This is a genomic window from Citrobacter sp. RHB25-C09 (genome assembly GCF_013836145.1).
Classification (GTDB): domain Bacteria; phylum Pseudomonadota; class Gammaproteobacteria; order Enterobacterales; family Enterobacteriaceae; genus Citrobacter_A.
Window position 1 is genome coordinate 1,006,977 of sequence record NZ_CP057483.1, and the last position, 24,383, is coordinate 1,031,359.

General features: G+C 51.3%; 20 protein-coding genes, 3 tRNA genes and 2 rRNA genes. 16 read left to right on the plus strand and 9 right to left on the minus strand.

Features of this window, described 5'->3' with window-relative positions:
- Positions 1-5 precede the first annotated feature (5 nt).
- The 5 genes from HVY19_RS04725 (at position 6) to dkgB (ending at position 4,712) form a co-directional block, all read left to right on the plus strand.
- Positions 6-81: transfer RNA gene (locus HVY19_RS04725), tRNA-Glu, on the plus strand.
- Between the two features lie 318 nt (positions 82-399).
- Positions 400-3,306, plus strand: a 23S ribosomal RNA gene (locus HVY19_RS04730).
- A gap of 191 nt (positions 3,307-3,497) precedes the next feature.
- Positions 3,498-3,613, plus strand: a 5S ribosomal RNA gene (rrf, locus tag HVY19_RS04735).
- 54 nt (positions 3,614-3,667) lie between these two features.
- Positions 3,668-3,744: transfer RNA gene (locus HVY19_RS04740), tRNA-Asp, on the plus strand.
- 164 nt (positions 3,745-3,908) lie between these two features.
- A complete protein-coding gene (gene dkgB, locus HVY19_RS04745) occupies positions 3,909-4,712 on the plus strand; it encodes a 2,5-didehydrogluconate reductase DkgB (protein WP_181683220.1) in 804 nt (267 codons plus the stop codon).
- A 4-nt stretch (positions 4,713-4,716) separates the two neighbouring features.
- On the opposite strand, the gene yafC is transcribed toward dkgB, so the two are convergent.
- Entirely contained in the window at positions 4,717-5,631 is a 915-nt protein-coding gene (gene yafC, locus HVY19_RS04750; RefSeq protein ID WP_181683221.1) for a DNA-binding transcriptional regulator YafC, read from the minus strand.
- Positions 5,632-5,892: 261 nt separating this feature from the next.
- Between yafC and HVY19_RS04755 the strand changes: the two genes are divergently transcribed.
- Together HVY19_RS04755 and HVY19_RS04760 are read left to right on the plus strand one after the other, a co-directional pair.
- Entirely contained in the window at positions 5,893-6,693 is an 801-nt protein-coding gene (locus tag HVY19_RS04755) for an endonuclease/exonuclease/phosphatase family protein (protein ID WP_181683222.1), read from the plus strand.
- A 76-nt stretch (positions 6,694-6,769) separates the two neighbouring features.
- Entirely contained in the window at positions 6,770-7,540 is a 771-nt protein-coding gene (locus HVY19_RS04760; protein ID WP_181683223.1) for a class I SAM-dependent methyltransferase, read from the plus strand.
- Between the two features lie 50 nt (positions 7,541-7,590).
- On the opposite strand, the gene mltD is transcribed toward HVY19_RS04760, so the two are convergent.
- Both mltD and gloB read right to left on the minus strand, forming a co-directional pair.
- Positions 7,591-8,958, minus strand: a complete 1,368-nt coding sequence (gene mltD, locus HVY19_RS04765) for a murein transglycosylase D (protein ID WP_181683224.1) — start codon at positions 8,956-8,958, stop codon at positions 7,591-7,593.
- A gap of 71 nt (positions 8,959-9,029) precedes the next feature.
- The gene (gene gloB, locus HVY19_RS04770) at positions 9,030-9,785 is read right to left on the minus strand and encodes a hydroxyacylglutathione hydrolase (RefSeq protein WP_181683225.1); all 756 of its coding nucleotides are present in this window, start codon (positions 9,783-9,785) and stop codon (positions 9,030-9,032) included.
- 33 nt (positions 9,786-9,818) lie between these two features.
- On the opposite strand from gloB, the gene HVY19_RS04775 reads away from it, so the two are divergent.
- On the plus strand, positions 9,819-10,541 hold the full coding sequence (locus HVY19_RS04775; protein ID WP_181683226.1) for a class I SAM-dependent methyltransferase: 723 nt from the start codon (positions 9,819-9,821) through the stop codon (positions 10,539-10,541).
- Here HVY19_RS04775 and rnhA read toward each other — a convergent pair.
- Positions 10,538-11,005, minus strand: a complete 468-nt coding sequence (rnhA, locus tag HVY19_RS04780; protein WP_181683227.1) for a ribonuclease HI — start codon at positions 11,003-11,005, stop codon at positions 10,538-10,540. The genes HVY19_RS04775 and rnhA overlap by 4 nt on opposite strands.
- Before the next feature lie 63 nt (positions 11,006-11,068).
- Between rnhA and dnaQ the strand changes: the two genes are divergently transcribed.
- Positions 11,069-11,797, plus strand: coding sequence for a DNA polymerase III subunit epsilon (gene dnaQ / locus HVY19_RS04785; protein ID WP_181683228.1), 729 nt, complete (start codon positions 11,069-11,071; stop codon positions 11,795-11,797).
- Positions 11,798-11,930: 133 nt separating this feature from the next.
- Positions 11,931-12,007 (plus strand) — tRNA-Asp (locus HVY19_RS04790).
- Between the two features lie 64 nt (positions 12,008-12,071).
- Here the strand turns inward: HVY19_RS04790 and HVY19_RS04795 are convergent.
- A complete protein-coding gene (locus HVY19_RS04795) occupies positions 12,072-12,842 on the minus strand; it encodes an amidohydrolase (protein ID WP_181683229.1) in 771 nt (256 codons plus the stop codon).
- A gap of 108 nt (positions 12,843-12,950) precedes the next feature.
- Entirely contained in the window at positions 12,951-15,395 is a 2,445-nt protein-coding gene (fadE, locus tag HVY19_RS04800; protein WP_181683230.1) for an acyl-CoA dehydrogenase FadE, read from the minus strand.
- A 240-nt stretch (positions 15,396-15,635) separates the two neighbouring features.
- Here fadE and lpcA point away from each other — a divergent pair, with 240 nt between their 5' ends.
- Entirely contained in the window at positions 15,636-16,214 is a 579-nt protein-coding gene (lpcA, locus tag HVY19_RS04805; RefSeq protein WP_028017728.1) for a D-sedoheptulose 7-phosphate isomerase, read from the plus strand.
- Positions 16,215-16,338: 124 nt separating this feature from the next.
- A complete protein-coding gene (locus HVY19_RS04810) occupies positions 16,339-17,106 on the plus strand; it encodes a class II glutamine amidotransferase (protein WP_181683231.1) in 768 nt (255 codons plus the stop codon).
- On the opposite strand, the gene dpaA is transcribed toward HVY19_RS04810, so the two are convergent.
- Positions 17,077-17,817 carry a peptidoglycan meso-diaminopimelic acid protein amidase gene (gene dpaA, locus HVY19_RS04815; protein ID WP_181683232.1) on the minus strand — a complete coding sequence of 247 codons (741 nt, stop codon included), beginning with the start codon at positions 17,815-17,817 and terminating at the stop codon, positions 17,077-17,079. The genes HVY19_RS04810 and dpaA overlap by 30 nt on opposite strands.
- A 262-nt stretch (positions 17,818-18,079) precedes the next feature.
- Here dpaA and dinB point away from each other — a divergent pair, with 262 nt between their 5' ends.
- Positions 18,080-19,135, plus strand: coding sequence for a DNA polymerase IV (dinB, locus tag HVY19_RS04820; protein WP_181683233.1), 1,056 nt, complete (start codon positions 18,080-18,082; stop codon positions 19,133-19,135).
- Between the two features lie 150 nt (positions 19,136-19,285).
- Here dinB and pepD read toward each other — a convergent pair whose 3' ends face one another.
- A complete protein-coding gene (gene pepD / locus HVY19_RS04825; RefSeq protein ID WP_181683234.1) occupies positions 19,286-20,743 on the minus strand; it encodes a cytosol nonspecific dipeptidase in 1,458 nt (485 codons plus the stop codon).
- A gap of 260 nt (positions 20,744-21,003) precedes the next feature.
- On the opposite strand from pepD, the gene gpt reads away from it, so the two are divergent.
- The 3 genes from gpt (at position 21,004) to crl (ending at position 23,264) form a co-directional block, all read left to right on the plus strand.
- Complete coding sequence (gene gpt / locus HVY19_RS04830; RefSeq protein ID WP_181683235.1) at positions 21,004-21,462, plus strand: xanthine phosphoribosyltransferase; 459 nt, start codon at positions 21,004-21,006, stop codon at positions 21,460-21,462.
- A gap of 98 nt (positions 21,463-21,560) precedes the next feature.
- Positions 21,561-22,805, plus strand: coding sequence for an esterase FrsA (frsA, locus tag HVY19_RS04835; protein ID WP_181683236.1), 1,245 nt, complete (start codon positions 21,561-21,563; stop codon positions 22,803-22,805).
- Positions 22,806-22,862: 57 nt separating this feature from the next.
- Positions 22,863-23,264 (plus strand): sigma factor-binding protein Crl, encoded by a 402-nt coding sequence (gene crl / locus HVY19_RS04840; protein ID WP_181683237.1) that lies wholly within the window; start codon positions 22,863-22,865, stop codon positions 23,262-23,264.
- Positions 23,265-23,311: 47 nt separating this feature from the next.
- On the opposite strand, the gene phoE is transcribed toward crl, so the two are convergent.
- Complete coding sequence (gene phoE / locus HVY19_RS04845) at positions 23,312-24,364, minus strand: phosphoporin PhoE (protein WP_181683238.1); 1,053 nt, start codon at positions 24,362-24,364, stop codon at positions 23,312-23,314.
- Positions 24,365-24,383: the final 19 nt, after the last annotated feature.

The window sequence follows — 24,383 nt, forward strand, 5'->3', positions numbered from 1 at the left end:
TTTACGTCCCCTTCGTCTAGAGGCCCAGGACACCGCCCTTTCACGGCGGTAACAGGGGTTCGAATCCCCTAGGGGACGCCACTTGCTGGTTTGTGAGTGAAAGTCACCGGCCGTCATATCTCAAAACTGACTTACGAGTCATGTTTGAGATATTTGCTCTTTAAAAATCTGGATCAAGCTGAAAATTGAAACGACACACAGTCAATGTGTGTTCGAGTCTCTCAAATTTTCGCAATCAGAAGATAACCTGTAAAAGGTGAAGTGAGCGAAGTGAAGACAAGGCGTACCGCACGCAGCGAGCGCAGTGGACTTAATGTCCATGAGCATCGCGAGTACGGAACAACGCAGTATTCACAACGCGCAACAAACCGGACAGAACAAGACATCTTCGGGTTGTGAGGTTAAGCGACTAAGCGTACACGGTGGATGCCCTGGCAGTCAGAGGCGATGAAGGACGTGCTAATCTGCGAAAAGCGTCGGTAAGGTGATATGAACCGTTATAGCCGGCGATGTCCGAATGGGGAAACCCAGTGCAATTCGTTGCACTATCGTTAACTGAATACATAGGTTAACGAGGCGAACCGGGGGAACTGAAACATCTAAGTACCCCGAGGAAAAGAAATCAACCGAGATTCCCCCAGTAGCGGCGAGCGAACGGGGAGCAGCCCAGAGCCTGAATCAGCATATGTGGTAGTGGAACGGTCTGGAAAGGCCGGCGATACAGGGTGACAGCCCCGTACACAAAATCACACATGTTGTGAGCTCGATGAGTAGGGCGGGACACGTGGTATCCTGTCTGAATATGGGGGGACCATCCTCCAAGGCTAAATACTCCTGACTGACCGATAGTGAACCAGTACCGTGAGGGAAAGGCGAAAAGAACCCCGGCGAGGGGAGTGAAAAAGAACCTGAAACCGTGTACGTACAAGCAGTGGGAGCCTCTTTTATGGGGTGACTGCGTACCTTTTGTATAATGGGTCAGCGACTTATATTCTGTAGCAAGGTTAACCGAATAGGGGAGCCGAAGGGAAACCGAGTCTTAACTGGGCGTTAAGTTGCAGGGTATAGACCCGAAACCCGGTGATCTAGCCATGGGCAGGTTGAAGGTTGGGTAACACTAACTGGAGGACCGAACCGACTAATGTTGAAAAATTAGCGGATGACTTGTGGCTGGGGGTGAAAGGCCAATCAAACCGGGAGATAGCTGGTTCTCCCCGAAAGCTATTTAGGTAGCGCCTCGTGAATTCATCTTCGGGGGTAGAGCACTGTTTCGGCTAGGGGGTCATCCCGACTTACCAACCCGATGCAAACTACGAATACCGAAGAATGTTATCACGGGAGACACACGGCGGGTGCTAACGTCCGTCGTGAAGAGGGAAACAACCCAGACCGCCAGCTAAGGTCCCAAAGTCATGGTTAAGTGGGAAACGATGTGGGAAGGCTCAGACAGCCAGGATGTTGGCTTAGAAGCAGCCATCATTTAAAGAAAGCGTAATAGCTCACTGGTCGAGTCGGCCTGCGCGGAAGATGTAACGGGGCTAAACCATGCACCGAAGCTGCGGCAGCGACACTATGTGTTGTTGGGTAGGGGAGCGTTCTGTAAGCCTGTGAAGGTGTACTGTGAGGTATGCTGGAGGTATCAGAAGTGCGAATGCTGACATAAGTAACGATAAAGCGGGTGAAAAGCCCGCTCGCCGGAAGACCAAGGGTTCCTGTCCAACGTTAATCGGGGCAGGGTGAGTCGACCCCTAAGGCGAGGCCGAAAGGCGTAGTCGATGGGAAACAGGTTAATATTCCTGTACCTGGTGTTACTGCGAAGGGGGGACGGAGAAGGCTATGTTGGCCGGGCGACGGTTGTCCCGGTTTAAGCGTGTAGGTGTGTGTACCAGGTAAATCCGGTTCACTTTAACACTGAGGCGTGATGACGAGGCACTACGGTGCTGAAGTGACAAATGCCCTGCTTCCAGGAAAAGCCTCTAAGCATCAGGTAACATCAGATCGTACCCCAAACCGACACAGGTGGTCAGGTAGAGAATACCAAGGCGCTTGAGAGAACTCGGGTGAAGGAACTAGGCAAAATGGTGCCGTAACTTCGGGAGAAGGCACGCTGATATGTAGGTGAAGCGACGTGCTCGTGGAGCTGAAATCAGTCGAAGATACCAGCTGGCTGCAACTGTTTATTAAAAACACAGCACTGTGCAAACACGAAAGTGGACGTATACGGTGTGACGCCTGCCCGGTGCCGGAAGGTTAATTGATGGGGTTATCCGTAAGGAGAAGCTCTTGATCGAAGCCCCGGTAAACGGCGGCCGTAACTATAACGGTCCTAAGGTAGCGAAATTCCTTGTCGGGTAAGTTCCGACCTGCACGAATGGCGTAATGATGGCCAGGCTGTCTCCACCCGAGACTCAGTGAAATTGAACTCGCTGTGAAGATGCAGTGTACCCGCGGCAAGACGGAAAGACCCCGTGAACCTTTACTATAGCTTGACACTGAACACTGGTCCTTGATGTGTAGGATAGGTGGGAGGCTTTGAAGCGTGGACGCCAGTCTGCGTGGAGCCGCCCTTGAAATACCACCCTTTAATGGCTGGTGTTCTAACGTAGGCCCGTGATCCGGGTTGCGGACAGTGTCTGGTGGGTAGTTTGACTGGGGCGGTCTCCTCCTAAAGAGTAACGGAGGAGCACGAAGGTTAGCTAATCCTGGTCGGACATCAGGAGGTTAGTGCAAAGGCATAAGCTAGCTTGACTGCGAGCGTGACGGCGCGAGCAGGTGCGAAAGCAGGTCTTAGTGATCCGGTGGTTCTGAATGGAAGGGCCATCGCTCAACGGATAAAAGGTACTCCGGGGATAACAGGCTGATACCGCCCAAGAGTTCATATCGACGGCGGTGTTTGGCACCTCGATGTCGGCTCATCACATCCTGGGGCTGAAGTAGGTCCCAAGGGTATGGCTGTTCGCCATTTAAAGTGGTACGCGAGCTGGGTTTAGAACGTCGTGAGACAGTTCGGTCCCTATCTGCCGTGGGCGCTGGAGAATTGAGGGGGGCTGCTCCTAGTACGAGAGGACCGGAGTGGACGCATCACTGGTGTTCGGGTTGTCATGCCAATGGCACTGCCCGGTAGCTAAATGCGGAAGAGATAAGTGCTGAAAGCATCTAAGCACGAAACTTGCCCCGAGATGAGTTCTCCCTGAGACTATAAGTCTCCTGAAGGAACGTTGAAGACGACGACGTTGATAGGCCGGGTGTGTAAGCGCAGCGATGCGTTGAGCTAACCGGTACTAATGAACCGTGAGGCTTAACCTTACAACGCCGAAGATGTTTTGGCGGATTGAGAGAAGATTTTCAGCTTAGATTCAGAGTCCGAAGGATTTTGCGCTGAGACAAGGCGGCAAACGCGGCGACGGAAGGAGCATACACAGGTATGTGACTGACGTTCGCAAGAGCAGCCAACGCAGTATGAGCGCAAAAGACACAGGACAGAGCAACAGAATTTGCCTGGCGGCTTTAGCGCGGTGGTCCCACCTGACCCCATGCCGAACTCAGAAGTGAAACGCCGTAGCGCCGATGGTAGTGTGGGGTCTCCCCATGTGAGAGTAGGGAACTGCCAGGCATCAAATTAAGCAGTAAACTGATGTAAAAATCAGTGGTTGTAGAAAAATTCGGTGGAGCGGTAGTTCAGTTGGTTAGAATACCTGCCTGTCACGCAGGGGGTCGCGGGTTCGAGTCCCGTCCGTTCCGCCACTTATTAAGAGCCCTGAGCATTAGCTCAGGGTTTTTTTTCATCTGAAAAACCATTATTGCTCTAATCGCAAAAATCCTCTGCTTTTTACGCCCTTTTTCTGTACAGCATATAAGGCCATAATCCCTCTCAGTTAACGAAACTTTGCATAAAAAAGAGGCATATTATGACTATCCCTGCATTCGGTTTAGGTACTTTTCGTCTGAAAGATGACGTTGTTATTGCATCTGTAAAAACAGCGCTTGAACTGGGTTACCGTGCTGTCGATACTGCGCAAATATATGATAATGAAGCTGCAGTAGGCCAGGCCATCGCCGAAAGCGGTGTTCCACGCAGCGAGTTGTACATTACTACCAAGATCTGGATTGAGAATCTGAGCAAAGATAAACTCATCCCAAGCCTGAAAGAAAGCCTGAAGAAACTGCGTACAGACTATGTTGATCTGACGCTGATCCACTGGCCATCCCCGAATGATGCTGTATCGGTTGAAGAGTTTATGCAGGCGCTGCTGGAAGCCAAAGAGCAGGGACTGACGCGCGAAATTGGTATCTCTAACTTTACTATCCCGCTGATGGAAAAAGCCATTGCTGCGGTGGGTGCGGAAAATATCGCCACGAACCAGATTGAATTATCTCCGTATCTGCAGAGTCGCAAAGTGGTTGACTGGGCTAAACAGCACGGCATCCATGTGACGTCTTACATGACACTGGCTTATGGTAAGGCACTGAAAGATCAAGTGATTGCCCGCATCGCGGCTAAGCATAATGCAACGCCTGCTCAGGTGATTCTGGCGTGGGCGATGGGTGAAGGCTACTCTGTTATTCCGTCCTCCACCAAGCGTGAAAACCTGGCAAGTAACCTGCTGGCGTTGGATCTGAAGCTGGATGCCGAAGACAAAAAAGCGATCGCCGCTCTGGATTGCGACGATCGCCTTGTTAGCCCGGAAGGTCTGGCTCCTCAGTGGGATTAATTGCTTAACCCTCACCAGCCGCTCCTTTAGGGGCGGCTTTTATATGCTCGCTTAAAAAATCAATAAATGCTCTGATGCGCGTGCTGACGGCACGATCGCTGTAATACACCGCGCTGAATGGCATCTCAACAGGCAGACGTTTATCCGCCATCAGTTCAACCAATTCCCCCCGTGCGATTTCCCGGTCAATCATATAATCAGACAGACAGGCAATACCGTTTCCGCTAAGGCAAAGTTGTTTAAGCGTTTCGCCGCTATTCGATGAAATTCCGCATGTAATTTCGTGAAGTTGACCATCACTACAGGCAATGGGCCAGGTATTCAAAGAGACAGGTTCGGTGAAGCCCAGACACAAATGCTTCTTGAGATCTTCGACTGTTTCCGGCTTACCAAACCGCGCGATGTAGTCCGGTGAGGCAATTATCTTCCGATAACTATTAAAAAGCGGTCTGGCACGAAGACTTGAGTCAGTCAATGTGCCAGCGCGTATTGCCACATCCACTTTTCGCTCGATCAAATTAATAAAGGTTTCAGATGAGACAAGAGAAAGTGAAATTTCGGGATAGCGTTCACGGAAGGGTTTAATCAATGGCATCAGAAAATGCAAAACCACCGGAGTGGCGGCATCAATACGCAACATGCCGCGAGGCATATTACGCGTCTCCATAATTTCGGTTTCAGCCGCTGCCATTTCCTGCAAGAGCAACTGCACGCGGCGAAAATAACGCTCGCCTTCTTCCGTCAGACTAAGTTGCCGCGTTGTACGGTTGAGTAAACTTACGCCGAGCTTCATTTCCAGCTTTTTCACTGCCCGACTCACCGCTGAGTTGGCCTGACCAAGTTGCTCTGCTGCGCGACTAAAGCTGCCGCTTTCAACCACTGAAACAAATATGGCGAGTTCTTCTGAAGTAGCTTTCATATTTGCACCTGAAGCAAAATTATACTGAGATTTTGAATATATTTGTGATTAAACCATCACGCCTCCTGGATGTCATCTGATAATGATGAATAGCGGTGAACCAGACCGCTTTCGTTGCCGTACCAGGAAAAGAACCCGATGTAAGCGCTTGCTTACAAAACAATCTGGAATTGGTCGTTGAAAGTACCTGCTAAAATCCCTATAACTGAAGGACAGTCCGGTAGCGGACTGGTTGACGTTACAGAGGTTTGAAAGTTAAAAGTGAGAAAAAACACCTATGCGATGCGCTATGTTGCCGGACAACCCGCAGAGCGGATTTTACCGCCCGGGTCGTTTTCGAGCATTGGGCAGGCTTTACCCGCCGGGGCACCGTTAAGCAGTGAAGATCGTATTCGTATTCTGGTGTGGAATATTTTTAAGCAGCAACGAGCCGAATGGTTATCGGTGCTGAAAAATTATGGGAAGGATGCGCACCTGGTATTATTGCAGGAGGCACAAACGACGCCGGAACTGGTACGGTTTGCAACGGCCAACTATCTGGCAGCCGATCAGGTGCCTGCGTTTGTTCTGCCGCAGCATCCCTCTGGCGTTATGACACTTTCAGCGGCGCATCCCGTTTACTGCTGTCCGCTTCGTGAACGTGAGCCAATTCTGCGACTGGCTAAATCTGCGCTGGTAACTGTATATCCGTTACCCGATACGCGATTACTGATGGTCGTGAACATTCATGCGGTTAACTTTAGTCTGGGGGTCGATGTGTATAGTAAGCAGTTACTTCCAATCGGCGACCAGATAGCCCATCACAGCGGGCCGGTAATTATGGCCGGTGATTTTAACGCCTGGAGCCGACGTCGTATGAACGCGCTGTATCGCTTTGCGCGTGAAATGTCGCTGCGCCAGGTCCGTTTTACAGACGATCAGCGTCGCCGTGCGTTTGGTCGCCCTCTGGATTTTGTCTTCTATCGCGGTTTGAACGTCAGCGAGGCTTCTGTACTGGTCACGCGCGCATCCGATCACAATCCACTACTCGTTGAATTCAGTCCCGGCAAACCTGAGCAATAAGGTGTGTCAGGTCTGCCGTTGGGGCAGGCCTGTAGTGGTGCTGCCCTTTATCTTACAAACAACAAAGGAAAGCACAATGACAACACATTCCCACCACGATAACGTCGAAAAGCAGTTTGGATCACAAGCGAATGCCTACTTAACCAGTGCCGTACATGCATCCGGGCGAGACTTACAGCGCCTGGCAGAGCGTCTGTCATCTCTCCCACAGGCTCGGGTTCTGGATATGGGCTGTGGTGCCGGACATGCCAGCTTTATCGCCGCGCAGAACGTAAAACAGGTGGTGGCTTACGATTTGTCTTCGCAAATGCTCGAGGTAGTGGCGCAGGCCGCACAAGAGAAAGGTCTGGACAACATCACTACCCGTCAGGGATATGCCGAAAGTCTGCCGTTTGAAGACGAGACTTTTGATGTCGTCATTAGTCGCTATTCTGCGCACCACTGGCATGACGTGGGACGAGCGTTGCGCGAAGTGAGTCGGGTATTAAAGCCAGGCGGTGTGATGATTATCATGGACGTTATGTCGCCAGGACACGTCGTGCGGGATGTCTGGTTACAGACCGTAGAAGCATTGCGTGATACTTCGCACGTTCGCAACTATTCCAGTGGAGAGTGGCTGGCCTTGATCAATGACGCGAACTTAATTGCCGATTCGTTGTTAACCGACCGCCTGCCGCTGGAATTCAGCTCATGGGTGACGAGAATGCGCACGCCGGAAGCGCTGATAAATGCCATTCGGCTCTATCAGGAAAGCGCCTCTGCGGAAGTGAAAGCGTATTTTGCGTTGCAGGACGATGGCTCATTTACCAGCGATACCATCCTGGTAGAAGCCCATAAGATGGGATAAATAAAAAAGGCACTGGGGGGAAACCAGTGCCTTTATTTTCTTAAGCGTTGTCAGGAGTCTGGCGTACTGTTGTTTTTCACAAACAACGTTAGCTGATCGCCTGGCTGCAGATTTGCTGTATCGCTATTCCAGCGCATCACATCTTTGATGTTAACGCCATGCCGTTTGGCAATGCTCGAAAGCGAATCACCTTTACGGACGCGATAAGTAATACTGTCGCTGTTATTCGCCAGTCGCTGTGCGCTGTTACCCGCACCCACCGTCAGACTTTGTCCCACTTTCACCGTCGATCCGCGCAGTTTATTCCACTGCTGCAAATCTTTCGTGCTCACGCCAAGACGTGATGCAATTCCGGAAAGCGTATCGCCAGAGCGAACGGTATAACTACGACTGTTCAGCGGCGTGTTATCAGCTACCAGGGTTGGTTGTACGGCAGCAATTTCGCCTGAGGCCAGAGATTCACGCAGTTGTTCTGCATGCTTCTTTGGTATCAACACGTATTGCGGACCGCTTGCGCCCAACGTGGAGCCTTTAACACCAGCATTATATGTTTTCAGCTTGCTGACGGAAATTCCCGCCATATCGGCAACCTGCGCCATTTCTACTGGGCTGCTTAAACGAACTCGTGCCAGTGCGCGACTTTCGTCCGGCGTTGGCAAACGTACACCATAACGCTTGCTGTTTTTGAGAATATCACTCAATGCCAGCATCTTAGGCACGTACAACTTCGTTTCCTGAGGCAATGGCAACGACCAGAAATCGGTGGATTTACCACGCGCTTTGTTCGTTTTTATTGCCTTCATGACCCGACCTTCGCCGCTATTATAAGCCGCAACGGTCAACAGCCAGTCGCCATCAAACATTTTGTTCAGACGTTGCATCATGTCCAGCGCTGCCGTTGTGGAGGCCACAACATCGCGACGCGCGTCATAATTGCGGGTCTGTTTTAAACCATAATTGCGCCCCGTGCTCGGAATGATCTGCCAAATGCCTGCGGCATTGGCGCCAGACGTCGCGTGAGGATCAAAAGCGCTCTCCACTATGGGTAGTAGTACCAGTTCCATGGGCATGTTACGTTTTTTAACTTGCCCTGCTATCCAGTACATATACGGCTCTGCCCGTAAAGTTACATCGTGGAGATAGCTCTTATTGCGTAAATACTTCTGTTTTTGTTCGCGAATCCGGTCATTTTCCGGAATTCCCATCTTTAGCTCGTCGCCAATGAAAGCCCACAAGTCTTGATCCGACGCGAAAGATGTCCCATCGTCCATCCAGCGTGCCTGACTTGAAAACTTTCCTGCTTCCCCTTGACCAGCTGCAGAAAGGCTCTGTGCGTGCTGTTGGACGTTGCCTGCGTTTTGAGACGCCTGGCACCCCACGAGCAGGACAGAGGCGAGTAAGATCGCTTTTGCCTTCATGTGTGTGTCAATAGTTGCTTAAAAGACGACCGATCATAACGGCGAAGTTTTCAAAAGGCAACCTGCAATTCTCAGAACGTGTCTTTCTTTGACCTTAACCATGCAAAACGTTCTTCAGGGTGTTGCAATATTGTTTCTTTATTAATTACATTAATTAAATCAATATCTTCCGTTCTTAAAAAAATATTATTTAGTCGCTCATTTTTCAGAATTACGGGTAGTGTTATTTGTTTTTTTAGCCGTAACTCATTAACTTTACGGTAATAATCATTTATGAACGAATCGTGCGGAAGAATACTCAATGCAAACTTAATGTTTGCTAAAGTATACTCATGGGCACAGCAGACAAGCGTATCGTCAGGAAGAGAAGATAATCTCTTAAGTGATTGATACATTTGAGATGGTGAACCTTCAAATAAACGGCCACAGCCGCCAGAGAAAAGTGTATCACCGCAAAAAAGGTAAGGGTGGCTAAAGTAACAGAGATGTCCTAAAGTGTGACCGGGAGTGGCAATTACGCTAAATTCATGCCCTAAAATGAGGGCAGAATCGCCATCTTCGACTATATGGGTCGTTCCCTTATCTTGTGTTTCTGCCGGTCCGTAAACCACTAAATCCGGAAAATTCCGAAGCAATTCTTTCACGCCGCCGACGTGATCCTGATGATGGTGTGTGAGTAAAATCGCCTCTGGGTGCCAGTGATGCTCGGCAATGGCTTTTAACACCGGAGCAGCTTCACCGGGATCCACTATCAGGCATCGCCCTTCATTATTACTCAGAACCCAGATGTAATTGTCCTGAAATGCAGGAATACTGTTAAGATTCATAGATTACCTCTCAATGTGTGACGGATGGTTGTGATGAAGCCGGCAAGGAACCCTCAAATCGTAGTAGCACCCGAACGCTGGGGCGATCTGCCCTGGGGCGAATACTATCGAGAGGCGCTGGAACAACAGCTTAACCCGTGGTTTGCCAAAATGTACGGTTTTCACCTGCTCAAGGTGGGTAATTTAAGCGCAGAAATCAACTCCGAAGCGTGCGCGGTTTCTCATCAGGTCAATGTTTCAGTCAAAGGTTCACCCGTCCAGGTGCAGGCCGATCCGTTACATCTTCCTTTTGCGGATAAATCAGTCGATGTCTGTTTGCTGGCGCATACATTACCCTGGTGCGCTGATCCACACCGTTTACTTCGGGAAGCCGATCGTGTGCTTATCGATGATGGCTGGCTGGTCTTAAGTGGCTTTAATCCGATAAGCCTGATGGGGCTGCGAAAGCTGGTGCCCGTTCTGCGGAAATCGTCACCCTATAACAGCCGGATGTTCACCCTAATGCGCCAACTGGACTGGCTGTCATTACTCAATTTTGAAGTGGTACACCACAGCCGCTTCCACGTGTTGCCATGGAAAAAGCTGGGTGGGACAATGCTAAGCGCACATCTTCCCGCACTGGGTTGCCTGCAACTTATTGTGGCGCGTAAGCGAACGATCCCGCTTACGCTCAATCCCATGAAACAAAACAAGAAGCAGGCGCGGATCCCTCAGGCGGTCGGAGCTACCCGGCAGTATCGCAAGCCAGACGTTTAGGCTTCGGGCTGATAGCCAATATCTTCCTGGGTGGGGTTCATTGCAGCCGCGCGGGCAAGCTCATCGCAGCGCTCGTTTTCCGGATGGCCGGCATGGCCTTTTACCCACTCCCATTTGATCTGATGTTGACCGAGTGCCGCATCAAGACGTTGCCAGAGATCGACGTTTTTTACCGGTTTTTTCTCAGCGGTTTTCCAGCCACGCTTTTTCCAGTTGTGGATCCACTGGGTGATCCCCTGGCGGACATACTGACTATCGGTGCTTAGAATAACTTCACAGTGTTCTTTTAAGGCTTCCAGGGCAACGATGGCCGCCATCAGTTCCATGCGGTTATTGGTGGTGAGGTTATAGCCTTCACTAAAGGTTTTTTCGCGTCCGCGATAGCGTAAAATCGCACCGTAACCACCCGGACCTGGATTTCCCAGGCACGAACCGTCGGTGAAAATTTCTACCTGTTTAAGCATCTCTGGTAGACTTCCTGTAATTGAATCGAACCGTAAACGACAAGTCTGACATAAATGACCGCTATGAGCACAGCAATTACACGACAGATCGTTCTTGATACCGAAACCACCGGTATGAACCAGATCGGCGCACACTATGAAGGGCATAAGATCATTGAGATCGGTGCCGTGGAAGTGGTGAATCGCCGTTTAACGGGCAATAACTTCCATGTGTACCTGAAGCCCGATCGGCTGGTGGATCCGGAAGCCTTCGGCGTTCACGGTATTGCTGATGAATTCCTGTTGGATAAACCCACCTTTGCAGAGGTGGCGGATGAGTTTCTCGACTACATCCGGGGCGCTGAACTGGTCATTCACAACGCATCGTTTGATATCGGCTTTATGGACTATGAGTTCGGTAAGCTCAATCGCGACATTCCGAAAACCAACACGTTCTGTAAAGTCACCGATAGCCTGGCGCTGGCGAGGAAAATGTTCCCGGGCAAGCGTAACAGCCTGGATGCCTTGTGTTCTCGCTATGAGATAGACAACAGCAAACGAACGCTACACGGCGCATTGCTCGATGCCCAGATCCTGGCTGATGTTTATCTGATGATGACCGGTGGTCAAACGACGATGGCATTTTCGATGGAAGGGGAAACACAGCAGCAGAATAATACCGGGATCCAGCGACTTGTGCGCCAGGCAAGTAAGCTACGCGTCGTTTTCGCTACTGATGAAGAAGTTGCTGCCCATGAGTCGCGCCTCGACCTGGTGGAAAAAAAAGGCGGAAGTTGCCTCTGGCGTGCCTGACAGTGCGGGTAATGATGTATAAATAGCCGCTCGGGCGATTTTTACAGCAAACGATTAAAAACGTGAGAAAAAGCGTTGACGAGGTGCGAGGCAATCCGTAATATTCGCTTCGTTCCCAAAAGGAACACAACGCGGAGCGGTAGTTCAGTTGGTTAGAATACCTGCCTGTCACGCAGGGGGTCGCGGGTTCGAGTCCCGTCCGTTCCGCCACTATTCAGAAAGCCTGAATCAGAAATGATTCAGGCTTTCGTCGTTTTAAGGCCACAGAAGATCCTTAACGAAGCAAAAATGAATCGGCGTCCTGCCATGAAGGAAATTTCTCGCGACACTCCTTTAACACACTTAAGGATATTTCTGCGTCAATGTGAGTGGCCTGATGCGCCTCTGCGGTGGCGATCACTTCTCCCTGTGGATTAATGACCCGGCTATCTCCGCGATAATGGTGCCCGTTGCCATCGGTACCTACCCGATTGCATCCGGCAACGTAGGCCTGGTTTTCAATGGCTCGCGCTGCAAGCAATGTCTGCCAGTGTAGCGACCGTGGCGCTGGCCAGTTGGCGACATACAGTGCCAGGTCATAATCATTCCTGTTGCGCGACCACACCGGAAAACGCAGGTCATAACAAATCAGCGGAAGGATGCGCCAGCCACGCCATTCAACCACGACGCGAGTATTTCCAGCTACGAAGTGGTGATGTTCGTCGGCCATGCGGAACAGATGGCGCTTGTCATAAAAGTGAACCGTACCTTCCGGCTCGACAAGTAAAAAACGATTTACCGGGCCGCGCTCACAGAGCAGGGCAGCACTGCCGGCGATCAGCGCCTGGGTTTGCTGCGCTTTGCTACGCATCCAGGCGATAATCTCCTCCTGAGAAAGCGATTGGTTTGCCGCCTCCATTGAGAAACCGGTCGTGAACATCTCCGGTAAGACAATAAGATCGCGTCCGGTAATGCGTTCCAGTTGATGGTCAAAATGACGTAAATTGGCTGGGCTATCCATCCATACCAGCGGTTGTTGCAGCAAGGTAATTTTCAAACCAGACACGATCGGAACTCCTCGTTGGACAGCATTTTCACACTGTAGCACGAGCTTTCGTGAAGCGCGGGGAATAAAGAACCCCGCCGAAGCGGGGTTAAAAGTGAAGTCTGAAGGTTATGCGGCTTCGACTTTACGTTGTTTCTCTGGCAGCTTTACCGGCTGAGTCGCCAGCGCTTCTGCTTCAAAATCATCGACATTGATACTGCGCAGACGGCTCTCTTCTGCTTTGATCAGGATGGCGGCTTCATCTTTATCAATTAAGCCTTTTGCCAGTGCGTTATGTGCCAGTTCATCCAGACGGGTAAAGGACAGGTTTTTGCCGATTTCTTTGCAAATCCGCTGGTGGATTGGGTCAGCCGCCATAACGTCCAGCAGCGCTTCTTCCAACAAACCAACCGGGTTGAACTCGCTCGGTGTTAAATACTGTCCGCGACCGATACGGGAACGGGTTGCACTCGGAACCTGCAAAATCTTCGCGACTTTATGATCCAGCTTGTCTGAAGGCGCCTGATAATGACGACCAGTCGGGAAAATCACCACACTCAGGAGACCAGCAACCAGACGGTTCGGGAAGTTCTGTAACAGGTCCGCCATTGCTTGCTCCGCCTGATACAGCGCATCCTGTACGCCCCAGTGAACCAGCGGCAGATCGGCTTCGTTGCGCCCTTCATCGTCATAGCGCTTCAGCACCGCAGAGGCCAGATACAGCTGGCTCAACACGTCGCCCAAACGCGCGGAGATGCGTTCGCGACGTTTCAGGCTACCGCCCAGAACCGCCATCGAGACATCAGACAGCAACGCCAGGTTTGCACTCACGCGGTTAAGGTGCTGATAGTAGCGTTTCGTCGCGTCGCGAGTCGGCGACGCGCTGGTCAGGCCGCGAGTCAGACCCAGCCAGAAGCTGCGCACTTTATTTGAACCCACATGGCCGATATGGCGGAACAGCAGTTTATCGAACACGTCCACATCGTTGTTCTGCGCCGCAGCCATCTCTTCAAGGACATACGGATGGCAACGAATTGCCCCCTGACCGAAGATCATCATGCTACGGGTCAGAATGTTTGCGCCTTCAACCGTGATAGCGATGGGGGCACCCTGGTAAGCACGCGCCAGGAAGTTACTTTCGCCCAGCATAATACCTTTACCGCCGGTAATATCCATTGCATCGATAATCGACTGTTGACCGCGATGGGTACAGTGGTATTTAACGATAGCCGACAGTACTGCTGGTTTTTCACCGAGCATGATGCCGTAGGTAATCAGAGAAGCTGCCGCATCCATGACATAGGCGTTGCCTGCGATGCGTGCTAACGGCTCTTCAATCCCTTCCATTTTACCGATGGAGATTTTGAACTGGCGGCGAATATGGGCATAGGCACCGGTCGCCATCGCGACGGATTTCACGCCGCCGGTTGAGTTAGACGGCAGAGTAATGCCACGTCCCACCGACAGACATTCCACCAGCATACGCCAGCCCTGACCGGCCATTTTCGGCCCCCCGATGATGTAGTCGATCGGCACGAACACATCTTTACCGCGAGTCGGACCGTTCTGGAACGGCACGTTAAGCGGGAAGTGGCGACGGCCAATTTCTACGCCAGGGGTGGAGGTCGGAATCAATGCACAGGTGATACCTAACTCTTCATCTCCACCGAGCAGCTTCTCAGGATCAGAAAGTTTAAACGCCAGACCCAGTACAGTCGCGATAGGGGCCAGGGTGATATAGCGTTTGTTCCAGGTGAGGCGCATACCCAACACCTGCTCGCCTTGCCATTCGCCCATACAGACGATACCGGTATCCGGAATCGCGCCGGCATCGGAACCGGCTTCCGGGCTGGTCAGAGCGAAGCATGGGATCTCCTGACCGCGAGCCAGACGTGGCAGATAGTGATCTTTTTGCTCTTCCGTTCCGTAGTGCTGCAGCAATTCACCCGGGCCTAAAGAGTTTGGTACGCCAACGGTAATCGCCAGGATCCCGGAGACACCGGAGAGTTTTTGCAGCACGCGGGACTGTGCATAAGCCGAGAATTCCAGCCCGCCATACTCTTTTTTGATGATCATGGCAAAGAAGCGATGCTCTTTCAGGAATGCCCACAGCTCAGGCGGAAGATCGGCCAGCTCATGGGTGATCTGGAAGTCGTTAGCCATGCGGCAGGCTTCTTCGACCGGACCATCGATAAAGGCTTGTTCTTCGGCAGTCAAACGTGGCTGCGGATAGTTGTGCAATTTTTTCCAGTCAGGTTTGCCCTGGAAAAGATCGCCTTCCCACCAGGTGGTGCCTGCATCAATGGCTTCTTTCTCGGTGCGTGACATGGGAGGCATCACTTTACGGAAGCCACGGAACACCGGAGCAGAAATCAACGATTTACGCATTGGCGTAATGTTAAATGGCACGAGAATAATGGCCAGAGGCACCAGAATCCAGGTTGACCATAATCCAGCAGCGCCAAGCGCAGCCGTCCATACGAGCAGAACCAGACTGCTGAGTAATAAGCTCACGCGGTGATAAAACAGCGCGCCGAGCAGAACAACGGTAGCGAGAATACTCAAAATCATCATAACGAAAAGCTCCCTTGCTTGTAGGAGGTCTGACCACTTGTGATGATATGGTTGTAGTGGATGTGAATTCTTTTATCAATGTGTTTACAAAATAATTACAACAAAGCTCACATTGTTGCCGCTTTAAGCGATACAAAAAAACAAAAAGCGGCGGTCTTTGCTATGGCTGGTGCTTCTCGCTGCCAGCGCTATCCGGTACACTGCATCCTGTCATTTACATTCATGCTGAAGGATATCCTCATGTACCAGGATCTTATTCGTAACGAACTGAACGAAGCGGCGGAAACGCTGGCTAATTTTTTAAAAGATGATGCCAACATCCACGCTATTCAGCGCGCGGCGGTCCTGCTGGCAGACAGTTTTAAAGCGGGCGGTAAGGTACTTTCCTGCGGTAACGGCGGCTCTCACTGCGACGCCATGCACTTTGCCGAAGAGTTGACGGGGCGCTACCGCGAAAACCGTCCGGGCTATCCGGCGATTGCGATTTCTGACGTCAGCCATATCTCCTGCGTCAGTAACGATTTTGGCTACGACTATGTTTTTTCTCGTTACGTTGAAGCGGTTGGCCGTGAAGGTGATGTCCTGCTGGGGATCTCTACGTCCGGTAACTCTGGCAACGTGATCAAAGCCATTGCTGCTGCGCGTGAGAAGGGGATGAAGGTCATTACCCTGACCGGGAAAGACGGTGGCAAAATGGCAGGGACTGCGGATATCGAAATTCGCGTTCCGCATTTCGGCTATGCTGACCGTATTCAGGAAATTCACATCAAAGTTATTCATATCTTGATTCAATTAATCGAAAAAGAGATGGTTAAGTAAGTCGATTCTTTCCTGTGCTTTGCCGGATGGCGACGCCGGGCGTCTTATCCGGCCTACTATAGTTTTTCGTAGGCCTGATAAGCGTAGCGCCATCAGGCAGATAATCGTTCAAGGTAGGTGATGTATGTGCGAACTGCTCGGGATGAGCGCCAATGTGCCGACCGATATTTGCTTTAGTTTCACCGGGCTGGTGCAGCGCGGGGGAGGTACCGGGCCGCATAAAGACGGCTGGGGTATCACTTTCTATGAAGGCAAAGGCTGTCGCACATTTAAGGATCCACAGCCGAGCTTTAATTCTCCCATCGCGAAACTGGTTCAGGACTATCCGATCAAGTCCTGCTCTGTCGTGGCGCATATTCGCCAGGCGAATCGTGGGGAAGTGGCGCTGGAGAATACTCATCCGTTCACCCGCGAGCTTTGGGGGCGCAACTGGACATACGCCCACAATGGACAGCTCACCGGATATAAAACGCTGGAAACCGGCAATTTTCGGCCAGTCGGTGAAACCGACAGCGAAAAAGCCTTTTGCTGGCTGCTCTATAAACTGACTCAGCGCTACCCGCGAACGCCAGGCAATATGACCGCGGTCTTTAAGTATATCGCGACTCTGGCTGCCGAATTACGGCAGAAAGGGGTATTCAATATGCTGTTGTCGGATGGGCGCTACGTTATGGCATTCTGCTCTACCAATCTGTTCTGGATCACCCGCCGTGCGCCATTTGGCGTGGCGACGTTGTTAGATCAGGACGTTGAAATTGATTTCAGTTCAGAAACCACACCGGACGATGTGGTTACAGTCATTGCCACGCAACCGCTGACGGGGAATGAAACCTGGCAAAAGATTATGCCAGGCGAATGGCGCTTATTTTGTCTCGGTGAGCGAATAGTTTGACGCCAGTTGGGGTTGAACCACTTCATGGCTCAACGGTTTGCTGACCACGTATCGGCCATCAACAACAGAAATTGCGGGTGGCTTACGGGTCTGTTCAAAATAGTCGTATCCGGGTTTTAACTGCGCCCAGAAATCTTTGTAATACGAATATTTATGGCGTTGCATGTTGGCATCGGTCATACGAAACGGGTAGATGCTAACCTGAACGCTCGACTGACCAAAGACCAGCGCGCCGGTTACAAACTGGAAGATTTCATCGATACCGTTGTCAGTCATGGCATAGCAGCCAACGGACACACAGGCACCGTGGATCATTAAATATTTGCCATCATAGCCATGAGCACGGTCATAGGCATTCGGGAAGCCAATATTGATGGCTTTATAAAAGCGGCTATCGGGTTTTAGCTGATTGCGCTGAACGCTGTAAAAGCCCTCCGGGCTTTTGAAATCGCCCTGGCGTTGTTTAGGGCCTAACCCACCGGAATAATTACAAATCTTATAGCTGTCGAGCAATTGGTACTGCTCGCCCATCTTGACGTAAAGATCAAGCGTGCGCTCTTCTTTAAAGATCTGAATATAGACAGGAGACCCCATTAACTGCTGCTTATACTCTTTACCGATCGGCGTGGCGGAGCTGTTGCTACTCAGCAAACCGGCGAATGAGACGCACGGGATCAAAAGCATCGCAATAAATAATGCGATTTTACGCATACTACTTGTTCCTTGATAAAACGATTACCCACGCCAGAAAGGCAAAATAAGATCCCAAATCAGATAAATCCGGATTTAGTGCGCTCACATTATCACCCCGGGAGTTTTTCGCAAGCCCCTCGTGTGGTGTTTACAATTTATACTAAACCGAATTCAGACATTTCTTTTATTGCGCCTGGTGTCGTTTGATTTAAGTCGCATATTACTGGCTTCTCTTTGGCTAAGTATACTGTATACTTAAACAGTGTTCGGGAGGTGGCTAATGCGCAAAATCATACATGTTGATATGGACTGTTTTTTTGCAGCGGTTGAGATGCGTGACAACCCGGCTCTGCGCGATATCCCGATTGCTATTGGTGGAAGTCGTGAGCGTCGTGGGGTAATCAGCACCGCCAACTATCCCGCGCGTAAATTTGGCGTCCGTAGCGCGATGCCAACCGGAATGGCGCTGAAGCTGTGCCCGCATCTTACTTTGCTACCCGGTCGCTATGAAGCTTATAAAGAAGCCTCCCATCAGATCCAGGCGATATTTTCCCGCTATACCTCGTTAATTGAGCCTTTATCCCTCGATGAGGCCTATCTGGACGTCACCGACAGCGTGCACTGCCACGGTTCTGCGACACTGATCGCTCAGGAGATCCGCCAGACCATTTTTAATGAGCTGCAGTTAACCGCTTCGGCCGGGGTCGCGCCGGTTAAGTTTCTCGCAAAGATCGCTTCCGACCTCAATAAGCCCAACGGGCAGTATGTCATTACCCCAGCCGATGTACCGGCGTTTTTAAAAACGCTGCCGCTGGGCAAAATTCCCGGCGTCGGCAAGGTTTCAGCTGCAAAACTCGAAAGTATGGGGCTGCGGACCTGCGGCGATGTACAGCAGTTCGATCTCGCGATGCTGCTCAAGCGCTTCGGTAAATTTGGTCGGGTATTATGGGAGCGCAGTCAGGGTATCGATGAACGTGATGTTAATAACGAGCGGCTGCGTAAATCGGTTGGCGTTGAACGTACAATGGCAGAAGATATTCACCACTGGTCCGAATGCGAAGCAATTATCGAACGGCTCTATCCAGAACTGGAACGCCGCCTGGCGAAAGTGAAACCGGATTTATTAATTGCCCGTCAGGGAGTGAAATTAAAGTTTAACGATTTTCAGCAGACCACTCAGGAACACGTCTGGCCGCGTCTGAATAAAGAAGATTTAATTTCTACTGCGCGTAAAACCTGGGACGAACGTCGCGGCGGGCGAGGGGTCAGGCTGGTGGGCTTACACGTTACGCTTCTTGACCCTCAACTCGAACGGCAATTATTGTTGGGGTTGTAAATATTCGTCGAAACCCGGTGTGGACGTTTAACGAGATGGCGTTTACAGAACGGTAATACGAGGAAAAGTGCCGGATAACGGCTTTACGTCTTTCCGGCCTACACGAAGAACCGTAGGCCGGATAAGCGTAGCGCCATCCGGCAATTTATTTTACTTCGCCGGAATGGCTTTCAGCAGTTCCGTCAGCAGCGTCCAGTAATGACCTACGCTTTCAATGTGAACCTGCTCATCCGGCGAGTGCGGACCGGTAATGGTTGGCCCAATGGAAACCATATCCATATCCGGATACGGTTTTTTGAACAGACCGCATTCCAGACCCGCGTGGATAATCTGAATGTTCGGCGTCTTGTTGAACAGGCGCTGATAGGTTTCACGCACCAGGTGCATAACCGGCGAGTTCGCATCCGGCTGCCATCCAGGATATCCGCCTTTGGCTTCAGTTTTTGCACCAGCCAGTTTACCCAGTGAATCCAGCATGCTGACCACATAGTCTTTACCGCTGTCGATCAGAGAACGGATCAGGCAGTGGATTTCGACGTTGTCGTCAGTCATGGTCACCACGCCCACGTTCAGAGAAGTTTCCACCACGCCTTTAGCAACGTCGGAATTGCGGATCACGCCGTTAGGCGTTGCGTTCAGCAGGCGGATAAAGCTGTCACGAGACTGTGCAGTCAGCGCGGCTTTATCGTTAGTGGTGCTTTCCAGCGATACGAGCAGATTCTTCTCTTTCTCGGCCAGTTCGTTTTTCAGGATGTCCTGATAAGTATTCACCAGCGCTTTCAGCGCATCGGCTTTATCAGCGGCGACTGCAACGGTAGCAAACGCTTCACGCGGGATGGCGTTACGCAGCGTACCGCCGTTGAAATCGACCAGACGCAGATCCAGTTCTTCGGCATGTCCTGCCAGGAAACGCACCAGCAGTTTGTTGGCATTACCCAGGCCGACGTGAATTTCACCGCCGGAATGGCCGCCTTTCAGACCTTTCAGGGTCAACTTAAAGCTCTGGAAGCCCGCAGGAATGGCTTCACGGGTCAGCGGCAGGTTAGAGGTGAAGTCGATCCCTCCCGCACAGCCCATATAAATCTCACCTTCTTCTTCGGAGTCGGTGTTGATTAAAATATCTGCCTGTAACCAGTTCGGCTGCAGGCCGAACGCGCCATCCATACCGGCTTCTTCTGTCATGGTCAGCAGGACTTCCAGCGGCCCGTGAGCAACGCTGTCATCTACCAGAACCGCCAGCGCGGAGGCCATACCGATGCCGTTATCCGCACCCAGCGTTGTACCGCGCGCTTTCACCCATTCACCGTCAATGAAAGGCTGGATGGGATCTTTAGTGAAGTCGTGAACCGTGTCGTTGTTTTTCTGCGGTACCATATCAAGGTGCGCCTGGAGTACGACCGGCTTGCGGTTTTCCATTCCGGCGGTTGCCGGTTTGCGAATCAGGATATTACCCACCTGGTCGCGCTCAACGTGGAAACCTTTCTCAGTCGCCCAGCCGATAATATGCTCAGCGAGTTGTTCTTCATGGTAGGACGGATGAGGAATAGAACAGATTTTGGCAAAAATATCCCACAGCGGCTGTGGTGATAATTGAGATAGTTCAGACACGTTAATTCTCCTGGTCAGTACTCAGCAAACAATCTTGCAGGTCACAGGGTTAGCAGGTTAATAATTATCACAAGTCAGGCTTGCGAGATGAGGTTGAGAATATCACTTTCCAGGCCGACTGCTAGTATAAAGCACGTAAAAAGAGGGACGGATTCGGTGAAACACTGGTTTTTGCCGCGTCAGATCTCTATAATCTCGCGCAACCTATTTCCCCCTCGAACACTTTTTAAGCCGTAGATAAACAGGCTGGGACACTTCACATGAGCGAAAAATACGTCGTCACCTGGGACATGTTGCAGATTCACGCACGCAAGCTGGCAAGTCGCCTGATGCCTTCAGAACAGTGGAAAGGCATTATCGCCGTTAGCCGTGGCGGTCTGGTACCGGGTGCGCTGCTGGCGCGTGAACTGGGTATTCGTCATGTCGATACCGTTTGCATTTCCAGCTACGATCACGACAACCAGCGCGAACTGAAAGTACTGAAGCGCGCAGAAGGCGACGGTGAAGGCTTCATCGTTATTGATGACCTGGTTGATACCGGCGGTACCGCAGTGGCTATCCGCGAAATGTATCCGAAAGCGCACTTTGTTACCATTTTCGCCAAACCGGCGGGTCGCCCGCTGGTTGATGACTATGTCATTGATATTCCGCAGGACACCTGGATTGAGCAACCCTGGGACATGGGCGTGACCTTTGTTCCGCCGATTTCCGGCCGCTAATCCCTGCACTTTCGACGCCTGGCACTGCCGGGCGTTGTTTTATTTCGCCCATGACAGGTTACAATGTGCCTCAGTAAGTATTTTTGGAGGCTGCACGAATGTCACAGGCGAACCTCAGCGAAATCCTGTTCAAACCCCGCTTTAAACATCCCGAGACGTCCACGCTGGTCCGTCGCTTCAACGCCGGAACGCAACGTCCTGTGCAATCGGCCCTGGACGGTAAAAATATTCCTCACTGGTATCGCATGATTAACCGCCTGATGTGGATCTGGCGCGGCGTCGATCCGCGTGAAATCCTCGATGTGCAGGCGCGAATTGTCATGAGCAATGCTGAACGTACGGACGATGATCTCTACGACACGGTGGTGGGTTACCGTGGCGGAAACTGGATCTACGAATGGGCGAAGCAAGCGATGGAGTGGCAGCAGAAAGCGTGTCAGGAAACGGACCCCGAGCGCAGCGGTCGTTACTGGCTTCATGCGTCCAGTTTGTACAATATTGCCGCCTATCCGCATCTGAAAGGCGACGAACTGGCGGAGCAGGCGCAGGCATTATCGAATCGCGCTTATGAAGAGGCCGCGCAGCGACTGCCCGGCACCTTGAGCGAAATGGAATTCACCGTGCCAGGCGGCGCGCCCGTGACCGGCTTTTTACATATGCCAAAAGGCGACGGCCCGTTTCCGACGGTGCTGATGTGTGGCGGTCTGGATTCGATGCAAACCGATTACTATTCCTTGTATGAGCGCTATTTTGCACCCCGGGGGATCGCCATGCTGACGCTGGATATGCCTTCGGTAGGCTTCTCCTCAAAATGGAAGCTCTCTCAGGATTCCAGCCTGCTGCACCAGCACGTGCTGAAGTCGCTGCCCAATGTGCCTTGGGTGGACCACACTCGCGTGGCGGCGTTTGGTTTTCGCTTTGGTGCGAACGTTGCGGTACGTCTTGCTTATCTCGAATCGCCACGCCTGAAAGCGGTGGCTTGTCTTGGCCCGGTTGTCCATGCGTTGCTGAGCGATCCGCAACGTCAGGCGGGGGTACCGGAAATGTATCTTGACGTTCTTGCGAGTCGTTTAGGGATGCATGACGCCTCTGACGAAGCGCTGCGCGTGGAGCTTAATCGCTACTCGCTGAAGGTGCAGGGACTGCTGGGCAGACGCTGCCCGACGCCAATGCTCTCGGGCTTCTGGAAGAACGATCCGTTCAGTCCGGAAGAGGAGTCTCGTTTAATCACTTCTTCATCTTCCGACGGTAAATTAATGGAGATTCCGTTTAACCCGGTGTACCGCAATTTTGACAAGGCGTTACAGGAAATCACCCAATGGATAGAAAAGAGATTGTGTTAAAAATTTGCTAAATTCTACTTTTTTGGTAAAACAGTTGCTTCACAACAGGAGATCGCAATGACGTTACCGAGTGGACACCCGAAGAGCAGATTGATCAAGAAATTCACCGCACTTGGCCCATATATTCGGGAAGGCAAGTGTGAAGATACACGATTCTTTTTCGATTGCCTGGCAGTTTGCGTCAACGTGAAGCCCGCGCCTGAGTTGCGTGAATTCTGGGGCTGGTGGATGGAACTTGAAGCAGAAGAAAAACGCTTTACCTACAGCTACAAGTTCGGTCTGTTTAATAAAGACGGAAACTGGCAGACGACAAATATCAAAGATCAGGAAGTGATCGATCGTCTGGAATACACCCTGCGCGAGTTTCATGAGAAATTGCGTGTGCTCTTGAGTTCATTGCAGCTGTCGCTGGAGCCCGCTGACGATTTTACTGATGAACCGGTGAAGTTAAGCGCATAAGTTAAGTTTGCCGGGTAAGCGCAGCGCCACCCGGCATGCTTACTTAATCAGAACTGATAGGTCATACCCAGCGCAACGATGTCGTCGCTGCTGACGCCCAGCTGATTGTCGTCATCAATCTGGTTGATTTTATAATCCACAAACGCTGACATATTTTTATTGAAGTAGTAAGTCGCACCGACATCGATATATTTCACGATATCTTCATCACCCACCCCTTCAATATCTTTGCCTTTGGACTGAACATAACCCACTGACGGGCGCAGGCCGAAGTCAAACTGATATTGCGCCACGGCTTCAAAGTTCTGCGCTTTATTGGCAAAACCACCGGAAATCGGTGCCATATTGCGGGTTTCAGAATAAATGGTCGCCAGATAGATATTATTGCCATCGTATTTCAGACCTGATGCCCATCCTTCGGCATTATCACCATGACCACGCGCCTGCAGATTCTGCTCGTCGGTACGATCGGAGTTCGCGTATGCACCAATAATGGAGAAATCGCTACCGCCAAAATCGTAGCTCAGTGAAGTCCCAAAGCCGTCGCCGTTTTGTTTTTTCACGTCACGGTTTTCGTTTTTGCCCTGATACTGCAACGTCAGGTTCAGACCATCGATCACGCCGAAGAAGTCGGTGTTGCGGTATGTCGCCAGACCGCTGGCGCGTTTGGTCATGAAGTTATCCGTTTGCGCCAGACCATCACCGCCGAACTCCGGGAACATATCGGTCCAGGCGGCTACATCGTACAGCGCCCCGAGGTTACGACCGTAATCAAACGAGCCAAACTCACCGAATTTAAGCCCTGCGAATGCCAGTCGTGTTTTCTGGCTGCTGTCGCTTTCCGGTTTGTTGCCTGCGAATTCCTCTTCCCAGCGGCCATAGCCTGTCAACCGATCGTTAATCTGGGTTTCACCTTTAAAGCCCAGACGGACATACGTCTGGTCGCCGTCTTTGCCCTCATCATCGCTGAAATAGTGCATCGCTTTGACTTTACCGTACAAATCCAGCTTGTTGCCGTCTTTGTTAAACACTTCAGCTGCCTGCACGGATGCCGATGCAACAATCCCCATCACCACTAATGCCAGAGTGCTCTTTTTCATTTTCATTCCTGATTTAAAG

Coding starts and splice junctions, on each gene's coding strand:
- dinB (WP_181683233.1), top strand. CDS start 18,080: ATGCGCAAAATCATACATGTTGATATGGACTGTTTTTTTGCAGCGGTT.
- frsA (WP_181683236.1), top strand. CDS start 21,561: ATGTCACAGGCGAACCTCAGCGAAATCCTGTTCAAACCCCGCTTTAAA.
- rnhA (WP_181683227.1), bottom strand. CDS start 11,005: ATGCTTAAACAGGTAGAAATTTTCACCGACGGTTCGTGCCTGGGAAAT.
- dnaQ (WP_181683228.1), top strand. CDS start 11,069: ATGAGCACAGCAATTACACGACAGATCGTTCTTGATACCGAAACCACC.
- HVY19_RS04775 (WP_181683226.1), top strand. CDS start 9,819: ATGAAGCCGGCAAGGAACCCTCAAATCGTAGTAGCACCCGAACGCTGG.
- HVY19_RS04810 (WP_181683231.1), top strand. CDS start 16,339: ATGTGCGAACTGCTCGGGATGAGCGCCAATGTGCCGACCGATATTTGC.
- lpcA (WP_028017728.1), top strand. CDS start 15,636: ATGTACCAGGATCTTATTCGTAACGAACTGAACGAAGCGGCGGAAACG.
- phoE (WP_181683238.1), bottom strand. CDS start 24,364: ATGAAAAAGAGCACTCTGGCATTAGTGGTGATGGGGATTGTTGCATCG.
- gpt (WP_181683235.1), top strand. CDS start 21,004: ATGAGCGAAAAATACGTCGTCACCTGGGACATGTTGCAGATTCACGCA.
- crl (WP_181683237.1), top strand. CDS start 22,863: ATGACGTTACCGAGTGGACACCCGAAGAGCAGATTGATCAAGAAATTC.
- mltD (WP_181683224.1), bottom strand. CDS start 8,958: ATGAAGGCAAAAGCGATCTTACTCGCCTCTGTCCTGCTCGTGGGGTGC.
- dkgB (WP_181683220.1), top strand. CDS start 3,909: ATGACTATCCCTGCATTCGGTTTAGGTACTTTTCGTCTGAAAGATGAC.
- dpaA (WP_181683232.1), bottom strand. CDS start 17,817: ATGCGTAAAATCGCATTATTTATTGCGATGCTTTTGATCCCGTGCGTC.
- HVY19_RS04760 (WP_181683223.1), top strand. CDS start 6,770: ATGACAACACATTCCCACCACGATAACGTCGAAAAGCAGTTTGGATCA.
- yafC (WP_181683221.1), bottom strand. CDS start 5,631: ATGAAAGCTACTTCAGAAGAACTCGCCATATTTGTTTCAGTGGTTGAA.
- gloB (WP_181683225.1), bottom strand. CDS start 9,785: ATGAATCTTAACAGTATTCCTGCATTTCAGGACAATTACATCTGGGTT.
- fadE (WP_181683230.1), bottom strand. CDS start 15,395: ATGATGATTTTGAGTATTCTCGCTACCGTTGTTCTGCTCGGCGCGCTG.